Raw genomic sequence first — 20,858 nt, forward strand, 5'->3', positions numbered from 1 at the left:
ATTATAAGCTAGGGAGACTTATAATAAAAGAACATATGAAGTAATATAAAAATTACTTCACTTATAAGTATAACAGAAGTATATACAAAAAACAAGAGGAAAATACAATTTTTTTTGAAAAAGTGATGTATTTTTTTGGTAAAATATTAATGGAACCTGGTTTATACAAAAAGATAAAATATTTGCTAATAACACAGTGTTTTATTTATATATTAACTATAATCAATGCTATTATTACAGTAAATAATATGTGATTTGTATTTACTGTAAAGGTGTAAATATATTGTTGTTATATATACGTACTATGAATGATAATAAATTATTAAAAAAAAATTAATATAATATTAAGTTAATAATTATATGGTTAAAAGTAGTGAATATAAAAAAATGTTTGAGAAGGTGTTTTATTCGTTAACTAAAATTTGTTGGCTTTGAAGTTGATATTTAATAGAAATTATTTTATGATTGTATATCTACTGAATATAAAAAATAAAAAGAAGTTAGATGTTAGTACTAACTCCTTTTTTTAGTTTATTTTTTTTTATTTATTTTATTTATTTTATTTCGAATTTTTCTCTAACAATTCTAGCGACTTGTTCACAATACTTATCTGTAAGTTCATCACTGCTGGCTTCTACCATAACACGGATAAGGTTTTCTGTTCCAGAGGCACGTAATAAAATTCGACCGTTACCTTCTAATTCTTTTTCAACTTTTTTGCACTCATCTAATATCTCTGAATCTTCCATGGCAGCTTTTTTATCTATTACTTTGATGTTTACTAGTTTTTGAGGGTAAATACTCACTTCGTTGGCCAACTCTTCTAATGATTTTCCAGATGATTTAATAATGTCTGCAAGTTTAACTGCTGTAAGTATACCATCACCAGTTGTTGCATAATTCATAAGTATAATATGACCTGATTGTTCACCGCCTAGTGAGTAGTCATTGTTTCGCATTTCTTCTACAACATATCTATCTCCAACAGCAGTTTTTACTGATTGAAGACCGTGTTCATCTATTGCTTTGTAGAATCCAATGTTACTCATTACAGTAGAAACGACCATGTTATCTTTTAATTCACCACGGTCTTTAAGGTGTTTTGCTAAGATAAACATAATTTTATCACCATCTACGATATTTCCTTTGGCATCTACAGCAAGGACTCTATCTCCATCTCCATCGAATGCAAATCCCATATCTACATCGTTGTTTTTTACGAATTCAGCTATAGTGTTAATTTTTGTAGATCCAACATTATCATTGATGTTAATTCCATTAGGTTGACAACCAATAGTTTCAATATCAGCTTCTAAATCACCGAAGATAAAAGGAGCTACACCAGTTGTTGCACCATTAGCACAGTCAAGTGCAATTTTAACTCCAGATAAATCTCCTGAAATGGATTGTTTAATGTGTTGAATATATTTTTGGCTTAATTCATTCGCACCGTATAGTTTTCCAATTTTTTCAAAACTAACATTTTTAATCTCATCAGAGTTATCGATAAGATGTTCAATTTCTAATTCTTGTTCGTCTGTAAGTTTAAATCCATCAGGACCAAAAATCTTAATTCCGTTGTCTTGATAAGGATTGTGTGAAGCTGAAATCATTATACCACTATCAGTCTCTATTGTTTTAGTTAAATAAGCAATTGCAGGTGTAGGAATTGTACCAATTGTCATTACATGTACTCCAGTACTAGTAAGACCAGCTGATAGTGCATGTTCAATCATATCGCATGAAATTCGCGTATCTCTACCTATTATTACTTTTGGATGTTCTTTTTTTTCAGTAAGTAATTTACCTAGAGCTTTACCTACTTTAAAACTCAAATCGGCAGTAAGTGATTCACCTGCGATACCACGAATACCGTCTGTTCCAAAATATTTTCTCATAAAAATGACTCCTTGTTTTATAATCTATATGAATATTACTATATAAAGTGAAATAAGTCAAGATTTTCATAATATTGACTTACTTATGGAGTCTTAACATTAGTTATCAGGAAATTTTAAAATTTCTGGAGGTGATCATAAATTTGTGATTTTTGAAAGTCAATTTTATCAAAACAGTAAATTTTTATTTTATAACTATTTCGAAAATATTTCGCAAAGTGAATTTAGATATCAATAAACCACTGAAACAAATATAGTAACAGTGGTTTTTGAAATTATATTAGAGTTTATTTATTGAGTTTTGCTATATCATCTAACACTTTTTTAGCTTCGTCTTTATTATCTTTTGAATATACGTGTTTATTATATATAATAGCACTTATTGAAAGCATATGTGCAGATACAGGTGCTGCTAAGAATAAAAATGCAATAGCTAAGAAAAATTTAAACTCAAATACATGTAAGTATCGATAGAAATAAACAAATCCAGCAATAAGAACTAATTCAACAGCAAAAGAGCCTGTAACACCAGCGGCATGAATTTTTGTCATTTCATCTGGTAATCTTATGAAGCCAATCACAGTAGCTAACATAGCAACAATTGAGGCTAAAATTAGAAGTATAATAATAATGTCTAAAATGTTATTTAGTATCATCGCTAAATACCTCCTTTTTAGCTAAGAATCTAGCAGTAACGATAGTTCCGACTAAACATATAATTGTTATGATAAGTATTAGAGAAATGTATGAAAAAGTTTTAAAATACATACTTACTAAAACTATCAAACAAATAAGAGGCATAGCAAGAAGGTCACTTGCTATTAATTTATCGAATATGCTAGGTTTTTTTACAATATATAATAGTAAGAAGCATATCATCGCTATACTTGCAAAAATACCTAGTATAATAGAGTATTCTAATATCTTATCCATCTAAATCAACCTCCAGTATTGCTTTTTCAAAACTATTTTTTATACCTTCAATTTCACCTGCAATATCATCAGTGTCTAAGCAGTGAATGTGAAGGACTTTATTATCATGCCCAACGTTAACTGTTAGAGTACCTGGTGTTAATGTAATCATATTTGCAAGTAGTGTGATTTGCCAATCTTTTTTTACTTCTAAAGGATATTCAAAAATAACAGGATTTACATCGAGATCTTTTTTAAACATCAATTTTAGTACGTTTATATCAGCTTTTAATAATTCGATTAAAAACATTAAGATTAATTTTATCCATTTATAGACATAGATGTAATAAAGTTGTTCTCCAAGGATATTTTTAGCGAAGGTATTTCTAAATATGAATAGGAGAACCATTCCCCAAAAGAAACCTACAGCGAAATACTCAGAGTTATAGTTACCTGAAAAGAACGTCCATATTACACCGACTAGTATATTAATTAAAAATTGTAGTGTCATAATTATGCTCCTTTCTTAAGTACTAAATCAATATAGTGTTGAGGATTTAATACCATTTGTATCCCTTTATCGAAGAAACTATCTAATAGGTTAGTACTAATCCCTACAATAAGTGCGACAGCAACGATAACAATAAGAGGAATTTGTACTCCTTTAGGAAGTGGTTTTAGAATTAGGCTCTTATTAATATTATCGTAAAATACATTTAAAAATACTCTAATTAGTGAGTAGAAAACTACCAACCCTGATAAAGCTACTAGTACAGCTATAAAGGTATTATTGTTTGTAATTAAACCTTTAATAATAAGTGCTTTACCATAGAAACCACTAAATGGTGGAACTCCGGCTAGTGATAAAACCACTATAAAGTAAGTCCAACCAAGGAGAGGGTATTTATTTATTAAACCACATTTTTTAACATATTTAACCCCGCTAATATAGATTATTAATCCAACTATGATAAATAGAGCAGCTTTTAGAAGTATATCATTAACGGCATAGAATAAAGCTCCTTTAACGCCAAAAGTGTTTAATGTAGCAGTTCCACATACCATAACACCTAGTGAGATTACTATATTGAAGATTACTATTTGTTTTAAATCTTTTTGATAGATTGCACCGATACAACCTGCTACTATAGAAATTGCTCCAAGTACTAATATATATGATTTAATAAAACTTGATTCATAATAGAACAATCCGTATGTTCTAATTATTGAGTATAGTCCAACTTTTGTAAGCAATGCTCCAAATATTATTGAGATTGATATTGGAGGTGCTGCATATGATCTATTCATCCATGTGAATAGAGGGAATAAGGCACCTTTCATACAGAACACAAATATCATTACAGCTCCAACAAGATATAATCCGCGTCGATCTGCCATGGATGAGATTGTTTGTGAGATGTATGCCATATTTAAACTACCAACAATTGTGTAAAGATACCCAATGCTAATAACAAATAGACTGCCAGCAAATACATTCATTAGTACATAACTTATGGAAGATTTAAGTTGTTCTTTATTAATACCTACTAGTAGTAGTAAGTATGATGACATAAGTAATATTTCATAGAAAACAAATAAGTTGAAAATATCACCTGTTGTGAAGGCCCCGTTAATTCCTACCATGATTAATAGGAATCCTGGATAGAAGAAGCTAAGTTCACGCACTTTGTCGATTGTTTTAAATGAATATATTAAAGTTGCCAGAAATACGATAGATGATGTAGTAACTAAGATACTATTTAATCCATCTAGGGTTAAAGTAATACCGAATGGACTAGCCCAGTTCCCCATTTCTAGTATTAGTATTTTATGCTTATCAACTAAATAAATATTGTAGATAGAAAATGCTAACACCAGCAGAGTAGCTAATGTAGTTAATAAACGTTGCATTGCTATTCTTTTTCTAAATAATACTGTAATTGCAGCAAATAGAAGGGGTATAAAAATTGGTATAACAGGTAAATTACTATGCATTTTTTCTCTCCTCCTTCATATTATCTACATCTTCAAGATCAATTACATTATCGCTTCCTTTTAGTTTGTAGTTAGCTATATAAATTGAAATTAATAAACATGTTACTGCGAATCCGATTACGATAGCAGTAAGTATAAGTGCTGCAGGGATAGGATCTATATAATTTTTTCCTAACTCAGAAATGATAGGAATATCACCATCATATAAACCTCCTGCGATTAAAATTATTAAGTTTGCAGCATGTCCAAAAAGACCAACTCCAATAATAATTCGCATCATACTCTTTGAAAGCATAAGGTAAACACCAAATCCAACAAGAATACCACATAAGATAATCATATAAAATTCCATTATTTACCATCCTTTCCGAAAGCCAAAATAACTGACATTAGTACTCCTACAACTACAAAATAGACACCTAAGTCAAATATTGCGGCTGTGTGTAATTCCATTTCACCCATTATAGGAACGTGAATATGTGTATAGTGGTGTTTGAAGAAATTTTTCCCGACTACAACACCGCTAAATGCAGTTCCTATAGAGAAAAGTAGACCGATAGCAGTAACATAAACGTAATTAATAGGAAGAAGTTTGGTAACTTTATCTATTCCATATGTAAACATTGCTAGTGCTAATGCCATTGTACAAAGAAGTCCACCAACAAAACCACCGCCAGGAAGGAAGTGACCACCAAAGTACAAACTAAGTGAAAGTAGGAAAATACATCCTGAAATAATTGCAGATAATGATTTTAAGATTACATCATTAGTTTTCATCTTTTGGTCCTCCTCTTTTAATAATTTTAAACATTGCATAAATTATCAATGCTACCATTGTCATAACGGTGATTTCAAATAAGGTATCAAATCCCCTAAAGTCAACGATAATAACATTAACTATATTACCACCACCGGAATCAACTACATTATCAAAGTAGAATTGGCTGATTTCTGATGGATTTTTATATGCATATGATACTAATCCGATAATAGTAAAACTAATACCAGTTAATGCAGCAATTATTGCATTTGTAAGTTTAAATTGATATTTTTCTACTTGTTTTGTTTTATCTGTTAATAAGATAAATGCAATTAAGAAAATAATAGTAGAAATTGATTCAATAACAAATTGAGTCATTGCTAAGTCTGGGGCTCTAAATGTTACATATAATGCAGTCATCATAAACCCAATTCCAGAAGATAAGATAATAAGAACTAAACGATTATATACAGTTGTAAGAGCAACACAACAAATCAAGATACATATACCAATGAAAATATTCATGTAATGAATTGTAGAAAATTTATTGATTAACAGTGGTCTTCCTATTGCAAAATATCCACCAATAATAGTCGCTGATAAAACTAAGAATATATAACTCATATTTCTTCTAAGTTGATTAGTGATAAATGAATCATGTAAATATCCACTTATTTTATGTAATAAAGCACCTCCGTTATCATAAGCTCCATGGATGGAAATGATTATTGGATTTAATGAATAAATACCGTTCTCACTAGCAAATACTTTGTAAATCCCAAAGCTTGCAATTATTACAAATATTGATGTAAGTAGCTCGCTCGATAAGAAAGTGTTATGATGAATGTGAGTTATTACTTCGTTATTTGTAATTTTCACAGCTAGAGCAGCTTGTTGAGCTGGGACTACAACGAAGTCTTTTATAAATGTATTAATTATAACAAATACTACAAGTATTATAGGTGAGATGAAAATTCCGTTACTAGGAAGATGTAATTTTTTCTCACCAAGTACGTTGTTGTTAAATGTACCTAAGAAAGGTTTAAAGGCAAGTATTAGTGAATAAATTGCCGTTCCTAAGGCTCCAATAACAACAGATATTACAATAACCATGTACAACATACTAGATTGTGTTAATCCATAGACTACTGTTAGGAAGTATTCTTTTGAGTAAAATCCACTTAAAGGTGGAATTCCAGCCATTGAAAATCCAGCTATAACACTAAGTATAAAGCTAAGTGGCATGAATTTTTTTATTCCACGTAATTTTTCAATATCTCTGCTGTGGAATGAATGATCGATAATTCCAGTAATCATAAATAAACATGCTTTAAATGCGGCATGGTTTATGATGTGGAAGCAAACAGCATAAAATGCAAATGTATAAACATAATGATTATCATTATATAATCCAAGGTTTGCAATACCAATCATAAGCGTCATCATACCAAGTTGACTTATTGTAGAATAAGCTAAGATTCCTTTTAAATCTTTTAAGAATATTGCAGATATAGAACCTATTAGCATTGTTATTGTTCCGAAGATAATTAAAATATTACCAAATGTAGTAGAGAATGAGAAAATAATACCAATTCGAAGCAGTAAGTAGATACCAGCTTTAACCATTGTTGCTGAGTGTAAATAACTACTGATTGGTGTTGGAGCAGCCATTGCATCAGGTAACCAAATATGGAATGGGAATTGAGCAGACTTAGTAAATGCACCAAATATTATTAAAATCATCGCAATTAGATATTTACTGTTATATCCATGATTTTTAGTGAATTCTATTACTTCACTAATATTAAAGCTACCTGTGATATTATTTAAAACAAATATTCCTGCTAACATTAATACTCCACCAGAAACAGTAATGATTAATGATTTTAGTGCTCCTTTTCTTGAAGCGTCGTTTTCGTGCCAATAACTAATTAGAAGAAATGAAGATACAGAAGTCATTTCCCAAAACATATACATACTAAGCATATTGTCTGATAAAACTACTCCCAACATAGCTGACATAAACATTAGTAGGAATATGTAAAATTTATGTAATTTTTCATCTGTAATACTCATATAATAACAAGAGTATAAGATTACTAGAGTACCAATTCCTGTAATTAGTAAAGCAAAAAGGAGTGATAACCCGTCTAAGTGAAGATTTAAATCAAGTCCCGCATTAGAAACAAATGCTAATTTTTTATAAATTGTTCCACCTGAATAGATATTATTAATATTTGAAACAAAATACCCAAACAGGATTAATGGAACAATTATAATAAATTTTCCAGTATGTATATTTTTAAAGTTTTTCCTCAAGAAAGGTACAAAAAACATAGCAATTACTGGTAAAAAGATAGCTAATTGTAACATAAAAAAACCTCTTTCATATATATTTTATTTATAACATTAATTATATACCAAAATTGATTAAAATACTATTAATATTCAAGTTTTATATAATTATTTTTCAATTTGAAATATTTGTAATTACAAGGTATCATTATAATGTCAAATGAAAGCGATAAAAATTAGTGTTAATTAGTAAATTAAACTAAAGAATATAATTTTATTTTTCAATGATAAGAAATATATGTTATAAAAAGTATTAATTCAAAATCAAAGCAAAATAAGTTATTACATAGTCTTTGTTGTCAGAATATTTATTAAAAAATAAAGATAATTATTTTTTTAATATCTCTTGTTTAAGAAGAGAAAAAAAGGTATAATAAAGTTATTAATATATTTACAGGGGGACTATCTGATGTCACACAAACAAACACCACATATTAAGCCTAATGGAGTAGAAATTGCAGAAACAATTCTATTGCCAGGGGATCCACTTAGAGCAAAATTTATTGCAGAAACATTTTTAGAAGATGCAGTATGTTTTAACGAAGTGCGTGGTATGCTTGGATATACTGGAACATATAAAGGTAAAAAGATTTCTGTAATGGGAACAGGTATGGGACCAGCTAGTATCGGTATTTATTCTTATGAATTAATTCACACTTTTGGGGTTAAAAACTTAATTAGAATAGGAACTTGTGGAGCTTTACAACCAGAAGTGAAATTATACGATGTAATTTTAGGAATGGGTTCATCAACAAATTCTAACTACATGCACCAATATAATATTCCAGGGAATTACAGTTTAACAGCTTCGTTTGATTTGTTATTAAAAGCATACAACAGAGCTCAAGAAATGGGGCAAGCAGTACATGTAGGAAACATCTTATGTAGTGAAATTTTCTATAATGCAGACGAAAAAGCTATGGAAAATTGGATTAAAATGGGAGTTTTAGCAGTTGAAATGGAGAGTACAGCATTATATGCTAATGCAACAGCTGCTGGAGTTAATGCTCTAACAATATTGACAGTGAGTGATTCACTAGTAACAGGGGAAGAAACTACACCAGAAGAAAGACAAACAGCATTTACAAAAATGATGGAAATTGCTTTAGGTTTAGTCTAAAAAATAAAAAAATAAGAGGTAATATGATATGAGTAATTATCAAGAATTATATGAAAAATGGTTAAATAGTTCAGCTTTAACAGAAGAAGAAAAACTTCAATTAAAAAATGTAGCTGCTGATGAAGTAGAAAAAGAAGATAGATTTTATAAAGAATTAGAATTCGGAACTGCGGGGTTACGTGGTAAAGTTGGTATGGGTTCTAATAGAATGAATAGGTTTATCATTGCTCGTGCTACAAAAGCATTAGCACAAACTATCATTGATAATGGATTGCAAGAAAAAGGTATCGCTATTGCTCATGATCCGCGTCTTTTCTCAAAAGAATTTGCTAAGTTAGCAGCATTAGTAATGGCTAGTAATGGAGTTAAAGCATACTTATTCGAAGATTTACGACCAACTCCTGAATTATCATTTGCGGTTCGTTATTTAGGAACAGCTAGTGGTATTAACATTACAGCAAGTCACAATCCTAAAGAGTATAACGGATATAAAGTATATTGGCAAGAAGGATCTCAAATCAAATCTGATATAAGTGATAAAGTATTAGAGTACATTAACTCTATGGATATTTTTGACAACTATGTAACTTTAACAGAAGAAGAAGCACAAGAAAAAGGATTATTGGTTTATATTGGACAAGAAATTGATGAAGAATTCTATAGAGAATCTTTAAACTGTGCAATTAATGATGAAAATATTGATAAAAACATTTCTGTAGTTTATACACCATTAAATGGAGCTGGATACAAAGCTGTAACAACAGTTCTTGCTCGTCGTGGATTTGAAAATGTACATGTTGTTGAAGAACAAAAAGATCCAGATGGAACTTTCCCAACTATTGAATATCCAAATCCAGAAGACACTGCAGCATTTGAATACGGTGAAAGACTAGCAAAAGAAGTTAATGCAGACGTAATTATTGCAACTGACCCTGACTGTGACCGTCTTGCTGTAGAAGTAATCCACAATGGTGAAGTAGTTTCTCTAAATGGTAACCAAGCAGGAGCAGTATTGGTTCAATATGTTATTGAAAATCTTGCTAAACAAAATAAACTTCCTGAAAACCCAGTGTTAGTTAAATCTATCGTAACTTCTAAAATGGTTGAACCACTTTGTAAAGAATATGGAGTAGAAGTAATCGATGTTCTAACTGGATTTAAAAACATTTGTGCATTACCAAATGAATGGGATATTACAGGTGAGAAAAACTATGTAATGGGATATGAAGAAAGTATTGGATACAATGTCGGTACATTCTTACGTGATAAAGATGGTGTAACTATCGCTATGTTATTAGTTGAAGCTGCAGCATTCTACAAAATACAAGGTAAAACATTAGTAGACGTACTTGATGGATTCTATGAAAAATATGGTTACTACCTAGATAAAACTATCTCAATCGTTTTAGAAGGAGCAGCAGGTGCTCAAAGAATTAAACGTATGATGGAAAAATATCGCGAAATTTTTGCTCGTGAAATAGCTGGAAGCGAAGTAGTAGCTATTACTGACTACTTAGTACAAAAAGAAAAAACTGTAGCTACTGGTGAAGAAAAAGATATTGAAATCGAAAAAACTGATGCTGTTAAATTCAGTTACTCAGATGAATCTTGGTATACTTTACGTCCAAGTGGAACAGAGCCAAAAGTAAAACTTTATGTTTACGTTAAAGATGCAGATAAAGAAGTTGCTAAAGAAAAATTAGTTAAATTTGAAGAAAAAGTATTAGAATTACTTTATTCAATTGATTAATAGAATAATCTAAGGAATGGTCACTTTATCCAAATTTTGAATTGGTTTCTACCATACCTTGAATCTAGTATATAACCTAAAAAAGGAAGTGAGAAATAATCTCGCTTCCTTTTTTACTATTTATTATAATATTTTAGATATTCTTTACAGAATTGTCTAGCTGTTAATTTTCCACTTTGTCTATCTGCGTAAGAAGAGCTAACAAATTTTGAAATTTCATCAGTATATTCAACTTTAGGTAAAGGTTTTTCAAGTACAGTATTTTTGCTAATTGCAAAAGTTGAAAAGCAAATTCCTACTAAGCGAGTATGTCTTGTTTCATGGTTAAATGCACTTAGTTCAGCAAAAATTTCAACACTTCTAGTACCAACTCGAGAAATATAACTATCAATAATTAATGCTTCGTGTCTATGTACAACGTCTAAAAATTGATATGTATCAATACTTGCAGTAAAGAAGGGTAGGTGTGTATATCTACGTATTACTAAACCTTGTACATCGTCAAGCCAGTATAGAGTTTGTCCACCGAATAATGTGTCATGTCTGTTCATATGGTTAGGATAAATAGTATGGAAGTTTTCAATCCTAGTATCTTTATAGTTCATAACTTCTTGCATGAAAAAGTTCTCCTTAAAATTTAATTCTACTAATGTCTAATATAAAATTAGAATACATATGTAATTGTAACATAAAAATACAATTTTATTAAGAAGATTGTTTATAACACTAGAAAAAGATAACCAAATATTTATATAAAAAATAGTGTAGTATAACCTTTACATTTTATTAAATAGTATATTATAATAAAATAAAATACAAATGAGGTGAAGAATAATGAAATATGAAACTATGTTAGAACGTTTTTTAGGATATGTTAATTTCAAATCAAGATCTAATGCAGCTAGTACGACAATACCGTCTACTCCAGAGCAAAAAGATTTTTTACGTATGTTGAAAGGGCAATTAGAAGAACTGAATCTAAGCGATATAGTTTTAAACGAGGAAAATTGGTTTTTAACTGCAACATTACCAGCCAATACTGATAAACCTTATGATAGAATAGGTTTTATTTCTCATGTTGATACAGCTGATTTTAATGTTGAAGGTATTAATCCACAAGTTATAGAAAACTATGATGGAGAAGACATTGTTTTAAATAAAGATTTAAATATTGTAATGACAAAAGAAGAGTTTCCTAATTTAAACAATTATAAGGGACTTACATTAATCACAACTGATGGAACAACTTTATTAGGTGCTGACGATAAGGCAGGAATTACAGAAATAGTTGAAGCTATAAAGTATTTAAGTGAACATCCTGAAATAGAACATGGGGATATTCGCATTGCTTTTGGGCCTGATGAAGAAATTGGACGTGGAGCTGATCATTTTGATGCGAAAGGTTTTGCTACAGACTATGCATATACAATGGATGGTGGAGTTCTAGGAGAACTTCAATATGAAAGTTTCAATGCTGCGCAAATAACGTATAATATTACTGGTGTAAGTGTACATCCTGGTACAGCAAAAGGAAAAATGAAAAATGCCAATATGATTGCTGCTGAATTAGCATCATTATTCCCAGAAAAGGAAGTTCCAGAACATACGGAAGGTTATGAAGGATTCTATTTATTACATAATATGCAAGCTAGAATAGAAGAAGCGGAAATGGTTTATATTATTCGTGACCATGATAGAGAAAAATTCTTAGCACGTAAAAAATTTGCAGAAGAAGTTGCAGCTAAAATTAATGAAAAATATGGAAATGTAGTAGAATATGAATTATATGATCAATATTATAATATGGGTGATGTAATTAAAGAAGATAAACGCTGTGTTGATGTAGCTGAACAAGCTATTAAAAATGTTGGTGTGACACCATTGATTATTCCAATACGTGGAGGAACTGATGGTTCTAAAATTTCGTATATGGGAATTCCTACACCTAATATTTTTGTCGGTGGAGAAAACTTCCATGGGCAATATGAATTCAGTTGTTTAGAACATATGAAAAAAGCAGCCGATACAATAGTGGAGATAGCTAAACTAGCAAAAAAGTAGAAAAAATCACACCTTGGTGTGAGAGATAAAAATAATTTAAAATATAATTTATAAGGGAGTGACTCAAAAATCTTGATTTCGTAGAAACCAAGATTTTTGAGTCACTCCCTATATTTTATACAAAAATTTTTTGAAATTAGAAAAAAATTAAAAAAATCATGCAATAGCCTCAAATATATGGTACAATAGTAATGTATATTAACTAAAAATTGAAACGAAAGTGAGGATGGTTGTAAGATGACAAAAAAAACATTTTATGTTACAACTCCTATTTATTACCCAAGCGGTAACTTACATATAGGGCATGCGTATACAACAGTAGCGTGTGACGCTTTAACAAGATATAAAAAATTAAGTGGATATGATACATACTTTTTAACAGGTACAGACGAACACGGTCAAAAAATTCAACAAAAAGCTCAAGAAAAAGGTATTTCTGAACAAGCTTATGTTGATGAAATGATTAAGGATATTAAAAAATTGTGGGAAGCTATGAATATAGATTATAGCAAATTTATCCGTACTACTGATGACTATCATGAAAGAGCAGTAGCTGAGATTTTTGATAGATTAGTAGAAAAAGGCGATATTTATCTTGGAGAATACAAGGGTTGGTATTCTATTAGCGATGAAGAATATTTCACGGAAACACAGCTTCAAGAAGTTTTCAGAGATGAAAATGGAAATATGATTGGTGGTATTGCACCAAGTGGAAATGAAGTAAAACTAGTTAGTGAAGAATGTTATTTCTTTAAAATGAGTAAATATGCGGATAGATTGGTAGAATACTATGATGAACATCCAGAATTCATTTTACCTGAAAGTAGAAAAAATGAAATGCTTAATAACTTCATTAAACCGGGATTAGAAGATTTAGCTGTTACTCGTACAACATTTGATTGGGGAGTAAAAGTAAAATCTAATCCTAAACATGTTGTGTATGTTTGGATTGATGCCTTAGTTAACTACATTACAGCTTTAGGTTATGCAACAGGTGAGAGTGAAGAACTATTTAATAAATATTGGCCAGCTGATGTACAAGTAGTAGGTAAGGAAATTGTACGTTTCCACGTAATATATTGGCCTATATTACTTATGGCATTAGATTTACCGTTACCTAAGAAAGTTTTCGCTCATGGTTGGTTACTTATGAAAGACGGTAAGATGAGTAAGTCTAAGGGGAATGTAGTAGATCCATATATGTTAATAGAACGCTATGGATTAGATTCAGCACGTTATTACTTACTACGTGAAGTTCCATTTGGACAAGATGGAATTTTCACACCTGAAAGTTTTATTGATAGAATTAATTCTGATTTATCTAATGACTTAGGAAATTTATTAAATAGAACTATTTCTATGATTAATAAGTATTGTGGTGGATTAATTCCAGAATTTGTTGAACCAACTACTGAATTTGATAAAGAATTAATTGATTTATCAAAAGAAGTTATTACAGAGTACGCAGAATATATGGAAAATATGCAATTTTCAAAAGCTTTAGAATCAGTATGGAAGTTTATTTCTAGAACAAATAAATATATTGATCAAACTACTCCATGGATTCTAGCTAAAGACGAAGCTAATCAACAAGAATTAGATAAAGTGATGAACTATTTAGCTGAAAGTCTTCGTATAGCTACGATTTTAATCTCTCCTGCTTTAACAAAAGCACCAGCAGAAATTGCTAAACAATTGGGAATTAAAGAAAATTTATTGGTTTTTGAATCAGCTAAAACATTTGGTGTATTTGATGGATCTGTGAAAGTAGTGGAAAAACCAACTCCAATCTTCCCAAGATTTGATAAAGAAGTAGAAGTAGAATATATAAAAGAACAAATGTCTCCTAAAGCACTTGAGAATCTGGAAACAGAATCAAAAGATGATACATATGTTGAACTTGCTGAAGAAATTACAATAGATAAATTCTTTGAAACATCTTTAAGAGTTGCTCAAGTCATAGATTGCGAAAAAGTTAAGAAAAGCTCTAAATTATTAAAATTCAAATTAGATTTAGGAAATCATCAAAGACAGATAATTTCTGGTATTGCAAAATACTATGATCCAGCGGAACTTATTGGTAAAAAAGTTGCAGTTGTAGCTAATTTAAAACCGGTTAAACTGTGTGGAGAATTAAGTGAAGGAATGATTTTATCAGCAGAAAAAGATGGAGTTTTACGAGTAGTAGAAATCAATGCTGATATTCCTAATGGAGCAGAAATAAGATAATAAAAACTGGACTTAGCAAAATGTCCAAAATACAAGTGAGAATTTACAACTATAGTGCTTTATTGACATCTAAATTCGTTTTATAATACTTTTAGATACAATAAACATTGCTAGGGGATACCTAGACAAAATCTTGATTTTGTAGAAATCAATTTTGTCGGGGTATTCCTTTTTGTATAAAATGAAATTTTTGCATAAAAATCCACCTAAGATATTATCAAAGGTGGATATAATATTAAGATGTAGTTTTTTGGTTGCTTTGAGAGTTGTTCTTATTGTTATTATCAATGTTTTTTGATTTCGGTGTTTCTCTATTTACTTCAGTTACACGAACAGGGTTAACTGGTACGAATGAACCATCAGTAACATAGTATATTAATCTATTATTTGTAATTCCTATACCGTTAATATTTAATTGAGCACCATTACCAAAAGTGACTCTCACTTTACTTACTGATTCATCAGAGTAAACATTTTGAGTTGCTAGGAATTTAATAGCAACAGGGCGAGAAATGAAGTTATCAAGTTGATCATTTTTTGTGTCAATAGTTACAAATTTTTCATTTGCTGTAATAAATTGTCCTTGGAATTTTCCTGATGAAATATGATACATTAGATAACCTGCAGGAGAAACTATTTTATTTACAGTAAACTTAGTACCTGGTTCAATTACATCTCCTTGATCTGACCAACTAGCAGACTTAAACGTGTGAATTTTTTTAGAAACAGTAACTTCACGGTTAACATCGAATGAATAAGATGTGAAGTTACCTGCCAGTTTTGCAGTAATCTCTTCATCTTGAGCATCAGAATCAATACGCGCAGCTTCAGCCTTCTCTTGAGCAGCTAAAATTTTTGCTTTTTCTTCAGCTTCTTTTTGTTTTTTCATCTCTTCAGTTGTATCTACTGCTGTAGTATTAGCTTCTCCAAAACTCACATAGTGTTCTTTAGCAGATGAGATGAATTTTAAAGTAATTAAAAAGAATATTGAAAGCAAAGTCGCTAAAATAATAGAAGTAGCTATTTTTACTTTTATATTTTTAGAAATATTTTGTATTTGAGGATAATCTTTTACATTTTTTCTTAAAATATTTTTATTTATAAATGCTTTAAGATAGAGTATAGATACTAAAAATATATTTTTTATTTTATTATCTATATATTTGATCTTGAATGCTGTTTCATCTTCGTTAACAACTTCTTTTTTAATGCTATGTATCTCTTTCTTTATCCCATCGAGTTTGAGTTCGATTTCAAGATTTTTTTGAATCTTTTCAATTATTTTCTTCTCAGATGCGATATCTTTTAAAATAATTTGCTTTTGAGATATTAAACTACTAAGTCTTTTTTCTTCAAGAGTTATTTTTTCTTTATCTTCTTTTCTATTTTTAAGAGTAGCTAGGGTAAGTTTTTTTTCTTCAATTTTGTCTTCTAATGATAATAAAGAATTTTGTAATGAAAGTAGTATATTTTCATGTTCTCTCTTTTCATTTTCTTTTTTCAGAAACTCTATTTTCTTTTTGTCTTCTAAGAGTTGGAACTCTTTTTCTTTTCTTCTATATTCTCTTTTTCTTTTTTCAGCTTGTTCTTTTTCAATACGCTCTCGCTCGAGTTCTTTTTCGCGAGTGATACGTTCTTTTTCAAGACGTTCTTGTTCACGTTTTTCAGCTTTTTCTTTTTCAATACGTTGACGTTCAAGCTCTTTTTCACGAGCAATGCGTTCTTTTTCAAGACGCTCTTGTTCACGTTTTTCAGCTTTTTCTTTTTCAATACGCTGACGCTCAAGTTCTTTTTCACGAGCAATGCGTTCTTTTTCAAGACGTTCTTGTTCACGTTTTTCTGCTTTTTCTTTTTCAATACGCTGACGCTCAAGCTCTTTTTCACGAGCAATGCGTTCTTTTTCAAGACGTTCCTTTTCTGCTCGGGCTAATTCATTTTTTTTACGAGCATCTTCAATTTTACGTTGTTCTTCTTCGAATCTTTTACGAGCTTTTTCTAATTCTAGTGCTTGTTTTTTTAATTCTTCTTCTCTTAATCTAACCTCTTTCTCTTTTAAACGAAGTTCATTTTCTAAAGCAGTCTCATCAATCTCGTTATTTTTAATACTGCTTTCAGTAACAGAAGTTTCAGAGTTTTTTAAATTGAAAGTTTTAACTTGTTGTTTAATACGACCGAAAAAAGAGATTGAGGTATCTTTTTCTTCAGTAGAATCTGTAGTTTCATTTTCTACAACTAAATCTTTTTTTTCTTTTGACATAAAAAAAATCCTTTCACATACTATTCCATTCTATTATATCAAAAATTATAATAAAATTATATAAATATTACTTAAAATCCTAATAAATTATTATAAAAAACTTTTATCTATAATTGAAATGTGTTATCATTAAGTATAGATATTTTTATCAATAAATTATAATTTAAAGAGGTAATAATTATGAAAAAAACAATTAGCTTTAAAGGTACTCCAGTTACTATTGAAGATAAATTAAATGTAGGAGAAGTGTTTCCTAATTTTAGAGCTGTTACAAGAACATTGTCAGAATTTGAATTAACAGATTATAGAGGTAAGAATGTTATAATAAATACTTTCCCTTCTGTAGATACTGGAATTTGTGCATTACAAACAATTAAATTTAATAAAGAAGTTTCAAATCTTAATAATACTGTTGTAATTACTGTTTCTAAAGATTTACCATTTGCACTTGGTAGATTCTGTGCGGATAAGGAAATCAATAATGCAATTACTGTATCAGATTATAAATATCGTGATTTTGAAAATAATAATGGTCTTTTAGTCGAAGAATTAGGATTATTAGCGCGAGCAGTATTTATTCTTGATAAAGAAGGTGTAATAAGATATAAAGAAGTTCTACAAGAGATTGGAGAAGAACCGAATTATGAAGCTGCACTAGAAGAATTAAAAAAAATATAGTGGGGTAATAGATGACAGAATTAAAATATATAAATAAAGAAGAAAACAAAAATTTACAAATTAAAGACTTAATAACGTTAGGATTATATACTATTTTATTAATTCTTGTAATGGCAGTGGGAATAGGAATTTCTACACTTTTAACTTCATTAGTATTTGGAGGGAAAGTATATTTTGCTACTTATACTTCTATTACAGCTGCTTTAGTTTGTGGAAGTGTGTATAGTTTAATTTTTAATAAAATTAATAAAAATATGGCTATATTTATAATGATAGCAATTATTGGTATTTTCATGACTGTCTCTGGTCACTCTGTAGTAGGAGGAATTGTTCTAATTGGAGCAGCAGTTTTAGCGGAGATTGCTTTTAGATATGGGAATGAATATTTATCATATCTGTTCTTTAACTTAGGGAATATTGGATTAATATTACCAATGTTCTTTATGAAAGATTCTTATGTTCAACATCTTAAAAATAGGAATTATTCTGATGAGAAAATTAATTTAGTTATGAGTACTACAGATATGAAAACATTCGTATTTATAGTTATATTTACTATAATTTTTTCAATCATTGGTACGTATCTAGGAAGAAAATTATACTTCAAAAATTTTAATAAAGCGGGATTATAGTATGTTGAAGTTAGATATAAGAACGAAGATTTTTATATTGATCATTGCTAATATATTGATGTTTAAAATGATGACAGTAAGTATGCATTTGGTAGTTGCACTCTGTTTTTCAATATACTTAGGAATAAGTTCCAATTACGTAAGAATGTCGAGGTTTTTTGGAATATATATTTTTCTTACTGCTTATGAAGTATTTTTTGCTCATACGGTTACATTACAGGTTATTGACAGTTTCTTATTACTAACTGCATTAATGTTTAAGACATTGTATTTCCCATTATGTGCAGGTATGGCTTTAGTAAGTAGTTCGAAAGTTTCGGAACTGATCTGCTTTTTGAGAAGTATAAAGTTACCAAAGAAAATGATTATAGTACTAGCAGTATTGTATAGGTTTTTCCCGGTATTACTTACAGATTATAAGTTAATAAAAAATTCATTAAAAATGAAAGGAATTGGAGTAAGTAGAGGCTACTACTTACTTCATCCAATTAAGTTCTTTGAATATGTATTTGTTCCTTATGTAATTATAAGTACCAATATAGCAAATGAACTTTCGGTATCTTGTTTATGTAGAGGAATAGACAATGAAGAAAAACCAACTAGTTATATTGAGCTAAAGTTCAACAAAATTGACTATTTAGTTATGGTAGTTGTTACTATAATTTTTTGTTCTATTATGTTTATGAGGTGATAAATTGATAACATTTAAAAATTTTAATTATAAATATATTGAATCGCAAAAATTAAATATTGAAGATTTATCACTTAATATAAAAAAAGGCGAATGTATTCTATTTACAGGTGCCAGTGGTTGTGGAAAAACTTCTATTTTACGAGTTTTAAATGGATTAGCTCCAGAATTTTTTGATGGTGGATATAGTGGTGAATTTAAGGTAGCTCACCTTAATATTGGAGATAGATTAAAAGATTTTTCAAAAGTAGTTGGAAGTGTTTTTCAAAACCCTAAAAATCAGTTTTTCAATCTTGATTCTACGAGTGAACTTGCCTTTAGTATGGAAAATTATGGTTATTCTAAATCAGAGATACAAAGTAGAATTGATGAAGTGATATCAGAATTTTCTGCGGAATTTTTATTGGATAGAAATGTCTTAGAATTAAGCGGTGGAGAAAAGCAAAAATTGGCTTTTATGGCTAGTATGATGCTTGATGCTGATGTTTATGTTCTTGATGAAATTACTAGTAATTTAGACTTAAAATCTATAGAATTAATATCTTCAATTATAGAAACTTTGAAGAAAAAAGGAAAGACAATAATTGTAGCTGAGCATAGAATCTATTATCTGAAGGATTTAATTGATAAAATGTACATTATTAAAGATGGTAGACTAGTTCATGAAGTTACAAAAGAACAACTTTCTGACTTTGATAGTAGATTATGTCAAACTAGACAAATAGATTTATCAAAAGTAGAACTTGGCAAGAAAGAACCTAGAAATAATAAAGAACAATATTTAAATATTGAGCAACTAGATTATAAAGTCCATGATCATCAAGTTTATTTAAAAAATGAAAGTTTTTCTTCATCAAGAATTTATTCTATAATCGGTGCTAATGGTTGTGGTAAAACTACGTTTGCTAATGCTTTAAGTGGATTACATAAATCTAAACACAAAGTCGTACTTAATGGGAAAAATCTCAATAAGAAAGATTTAATAAGAAGCACATTCCAAGTAATGCAAGATGTGAATTATCAATTATTTACCAATCTTGTAGAAAAAGAGATTAAATTAGGTAGTAACAATTTAGAACTATTTGATGAAGTGGTAGATAAATTAAATATTAGGAAGTTTCTGAATCGTCATCCTAATACATTATCTGGAGGAGAAAAACAAAGAGTAGCTATAGCTTCAGCCTTATTATCAAATAAAAAAATATTAATTTTTGATGAACCTACTAGTGGTTTAGATTATATTAATATGATTGAGCTTAGTCGTTTGATAGAGAAAATAGCAGAACAAGATGTTGTTATATTTATAATAACTCATGATTACGAATTTCTTTGTCAAATCTCGGATGAAGTACTATATTTTGATAAGCAAGGTTTAAAAGAAAGAATAGAAGTAAATGATAATAATAAAAAGAAAATACTAGAAATAATGAGTTAATATACATTGTATATTAACTCATTATTTCTACAGGCTGTTGACAAATGCAAAAAATGCATGAATCAACAGCCTATTTTTAATGAGA

18 protein-coding genes are annotated in these 20,858 nt (G+C 29.4%); 8 read left to right on the forward strand and 10 right to left on the reverse strand.

The genetic code is table 11. The features are described 5' to 3' along the window. Window positions 1-554: 554 nt before the first annotated feature. From glmM to mbhE, 8 genes are all read right to left on the reverse strand, one after another. Window positions 555-1,898: a phosphoglucosamine mutase gene (gene glmM / locus RWL85_RS03950; RefSeq protein WP_314085223.1), complete on the reverse strand. Its 1,344-nt coding sequence runs from the start codon at window positions 1,896-1,898 to the stop codon at window positions 555-557. Window positions 1,899-2,185: 287 nt separating this feature from the next. Then, window positions 2,186-2,554 (reverse strand): monovalent cation/H(+) antiporter subunit G, encoded by a 369-nt coding sequence (locus RWL85_RS03955; RefSeq protein ID WP_314085225.1) that lies wholly within the window; start codon window positions 2,552-2,554, stop codon window positions 2,186-2,188. Further along, the gene (locus RWL85_RS03960) at window positions 2,541-2,831 is read right to left on the reverse strand and encodes a monovalent cation/H+ antiporter complex subunit F (protein ID WP_314085227.1); all 291 of its coding nucleotides are present in this window, start codon (window positions 2,829-2,831) and stop codon (window positions 2,541-2,543) included. The genes RWL85_RS03955 and RWL85_RS03960 overlap by 14 nt, the downstream gene beginning before the upstream one ends. After that, window positions 2,824-3,321 carry a Na+/H+ antiporter subunit E gene (locus tag RWL85_RS03965; RefSeq protein WP_314085229.1) on the reverse strand — a complete coding sequence of 166 codons (498 nt, stop codon included), beginning with the start codon at window positions 3,319-3,321 and terminating at the stop codon, window positions 2,824-2,826. The genes RWL85_RS03960 and RWL85_RS03965 overlap by 8 nt, the downstream gene beginning before the upstream one ends. A gap of 2 nt (window positions 3,322-3,323) precedes the next feature. Then, complete coding sequence (locus tag RWL85_RS03970) at window positions 3,324-4,805, reverse strand: proton-conducting transporter membrane subunit (RefSeq protein ID WP_314085231.1); 1,482 nt, start codon at window positions 4,803-4,805, stop codon at window positions 3,324-3,326. Then, entirely contained in the window at window positions 4,798-5,157 is a 360-nt protein-coding gene (locus tag RWL85_RS03975; protein ID WP_314085233.1) for an NADH-quinone oxidoreductase subunit K, read from the reverse strand. Before RWL85_RS03975 ends, RWL85_RS03970 begins: the two co-directional genes overlap by 8 nt. After that, window positions 5,157-5,582, reverse strand: a complete 426-nt coding sequence (locus RWL85_RS03980; RefSeq protein ID WP_314085235.1) for an MnhB domain-containing protein — start codon at window positions 5,580-5,582, stop codon at window positions 5,157-5,159. The genes RWL85_RS03975 and RWL85_RS03980 overlap by 1 nt, the downstream gene beginning before the upstream one ends. Beyond that, complete coding sequence (gene mbhE / locus RWL85_RS03985) at window positions 5,572-7,938, reverse strand: hydrogen gas-evolving membrane-bound hydrogenase subunit E (protein ID WP_314085237.1); 2,367 nt, start codon at window positions 7,936-7,938, stop codon at window positions 5,572-5,574. The genes RWL85_RS03980 and mbhE overlap by 11 nt, the downstream gene beginning before the upstream one ends. A gap of 391 nt (window positions 7,939-8,329) precedes the next feature. Here mbhE and deoD point away from each other — a divergent pair, with 391 nt between their 5' ends. Continuing rightward, a complete protein-coding gene (deoD, locus tag RWL85_RS03990; RefSeq protein WP_004263898.1) occupies window positions 8,330-9,040 on the forward strand; it encodes a purine-nucleoside phosphorylase in 711 nt (236 codons plus the stop codon). Between the two features lie 28 nt (window positions 9,041-9,068). Next, window positions 9,069-10,790, forward strand: coding sequence for a phospho-sugar mutase (locus tag RWL85_RS03995; RefSeq protein WP_314085240.1), 1,722 nt, complete (start codon window positions 9,069-9,071; stop codon window positions 10,788-10,790). 116 nt (window positions 10,791-10,906) lie between these two features. On the opposite strand, the gene RWL85_RS04000 is transcribed toward RWL85_RS03995, so the two are convergent. Then, window positions 10,907-11,407 carry an acyl-CoA thioesterase gene (locus RWL85_RS04000; RefSeq protein WP_314085242.1) on the reverse strand — a complete coding sequence of 167 codons (501 nt, stop codon included), beginning with the start codon at window positions 11,405-11,407 and terminating at the stop codon, window positions 10,907-10,909. Between the two features lie 217 nt (window positions 11,408-11,624). Between RWL85_RS04000 and pepT the strand changes: the two genes are divergently transcribed. Then, window positions 11,625-12,851, forward strand: coding sequence for a peptidase T (gene pepT / locus RWL85_RS04005; protein ID WP_314085244.1), 1,227 nt, complete (start codon window positions 11,625-11,627; stop codon window positions 12,849-12,851). Window positions 12,852-13,088: 237 nt separating this feature from the next. Next, a complete protein-coding gene (metG, locus tag RWL85_RS04010) occupies window positions 13,089-15,080 on the forward strand; it encodes a methionine--tRNA ligase (RefSeq protein ID WP_314085246.1) in 1,992 nt (663 codons plus the stop codon). Window positions 15,081-15,315: 235 nt separating this feature from the next. Here metG and RWL85_RS04015 read toward each other — a convergent pair whose 3' ends face one another. Then, window positions 15,316-17,337: a DUF5776 domain-containing protein gene (locus tag RWL85_RS04015; RefSeq protein WP_314085248.1), complete on the reverse strand. Its 2,022-nt coding sequence runs from the start codon at window positions 17,335-17,337 to the stop codon at window positions 15,316-15,318. Between the two features lie 180 nt (window positions 17,338-17,517). On the opposite strand from RWL85_RS04015, the gene tpx reads away from it, so the two are divergent. From tpx to RWL85_RS04035, 4 genes are read left to right on the forward strand one after another with little or no spacing between them, the layout of a single operon-like run. After that, entirely contained in the window at window positions 17,518-18,015 is a 498-nt protein-coding gene (tpx, locus tag RWL85_RS04020; RefSeq protein ID WP_314085250.1) for a thiol peroxidase, read from the forward strand. A gap of 11 nt (window positions 18,016-18,026) precedes the next feature. After that, window positions 18,027-18,647, forward strand: a complete 621-nt coding sequence (locus tag RWL85_RS04025; protein WP_314085252.1) for an MptD family putative ECF transporter S component — start codon at window positions 18,027-18,029, stop codon at window positions 18,645-18,647. A 1-nt stretch (window position 18,648) separates the two neighbouring features. Further along, window positions 18,649-19,338, forward strand: a complete 690-nt coding sequence (locus RWL85_RS04030) for an energy-coupling factor transporter transmembrane component T (protein WP_314085254.1) — start codon at window positions 18,649-18,651, stop codon at window positions 19,336-19,338. Window positions 19,339-19,342: 4 nt separating this feature from the next. Next, window positions 19,343-20,773, forward strand: a complete 1,431-nt coding sequence (locus RWL85_RS04035) for an ABC transporter ATP-binding protein (RefSeq protein WP_314085256.1) — start codon at window positions 19,343-19,345, stop codon at window positions 20,771-20,773. Window positions 20,774-20,858: the final 85 nt, after the last annotated feature.

Origin of the sequence: uncultured Gemella sp., from assembly GCF_963515875.1 — a bacterium.
GTDB lineage: Bacteria > Bacillota > Bacilli > Staphylococcales > Gemellaceae > Gemella.

Excerpts from the sequence above, each read along its gene's own strand:
- glmM (WP_314085223.1), bottom strand. The coding sequence starts at position 1,898 with ATGAGAAAATATTTTGGAACAGACGGTATTCGTGGTATCGCAGGTGAA.
- RWL85_RS03955 (WP_314085225.1), bottom strand. The coding sequence starts at position 2,554 with ATGATACTAAATAACATTTTAGACATTATTATTATACTTCTAATTTTA.
- RWL85_RS03960 (WP_314085227.1), bottom strand. The coding sequence starts at position 2,831 with ATGGATAAGATATTAGAATACTCTATTATACTAGGTATTTTTGCAAGT.
- RWL85_RS03965 (WP_314085229.1), bottom strand. The coding sequence starts at position 3,321 with ATGACACTACAATTTTTAATTAATATACTAGTCGGTGTAATATGGACG.
- RWL85_RS03970 (WP_314085231.1), bottom strand. The coding sequence starts at position 4,805 with ATGCATAGTAATTTACCTGTTATACCAATTTTTATACCCCTTCTATTT.
- RWL85_RS03975 (WP_314085233.1), bottom strand. The coding sequence starts at position 5,157 with ATGGAATTTTATATGATTATCTTATGTGGTATTCTTGTTGGATTTGGT.
- RWL85_RS03980 (WP_314085235.1), bottom strand. The coding sequence starts at position 5,582 with ATGAAAACTAATGATGTAATCTTAAAATCATTATCTGCAATTATTTCA.
- mbhE (WP_314085237.1), bottom strand. The coding sequence starts at position 7,938 with ATGTTACAATTAGCTATCTTTTTACCAGTAATTGCTATGTTTTTTGTA.
- deoD (WP_004263898.1), top strand. The coding sequence starts at position 8,330 with ATGTCACACAAACAAACACCACATATTAAGCCTAATGGAGTAGAAATT.
- RWL85_RS03995 (WP_314085240.1), top strand. The coding sequence starts at position 9,069 with ATGAGTAATTATCAAGAATTATATGAAAAATGGTTAAATAGTTCAGCT.
- RWL85_RS04000 (WP_314085242.1), bottom strand. The coding sequence starts at position 11,407 with ATGCAAGAAGTTATGAACTATAAAGATACTAGGATTGAAAACTTCCAT.
- pepT (WP_314085244.1), top strand. The coding sequence starts at position 11,625 with ATGAAATATGAAACTATGTTAGAACGTTTTTTAGGATATGTTAATTTC.
- metG (WP_314085246.1), top strand. The coding sequence starts at position 13,089 with ATGACAAAAAAAACATTTTATGTTACAACTCCTATTTATTACCCAAGC.
- RWL85_RS04015 (WP_314085248.1), bottom strand. The coding sequence starts at position 17,337 with ATGTCAAAAGAAAAAAAAGATTTAGTTGTAGAAAATGAAACTACAGAT.
- tpx (WP_314085250.1), top strand. The coding sequence starts at position 17,518 with ATGAAAAAAACAATTAGCTTTAAAGGTACTCCAGTTACTATTGAAGAT.
- RWL85_RS04025 (WP_314085252.1), top strand. The coding sequence starts at position 18,027 with ATGACAGAATTAAAATATATAAATAAAGAAGAAAACAAAAATTTACAA.
- RWL85_RS04030 (WP_314085254.1), top strand. The coding sequence starts at position 18,649 with ATGTTGAAGTTAGATATAAGAACGAAGATTTTTATATTGATCATTGCT.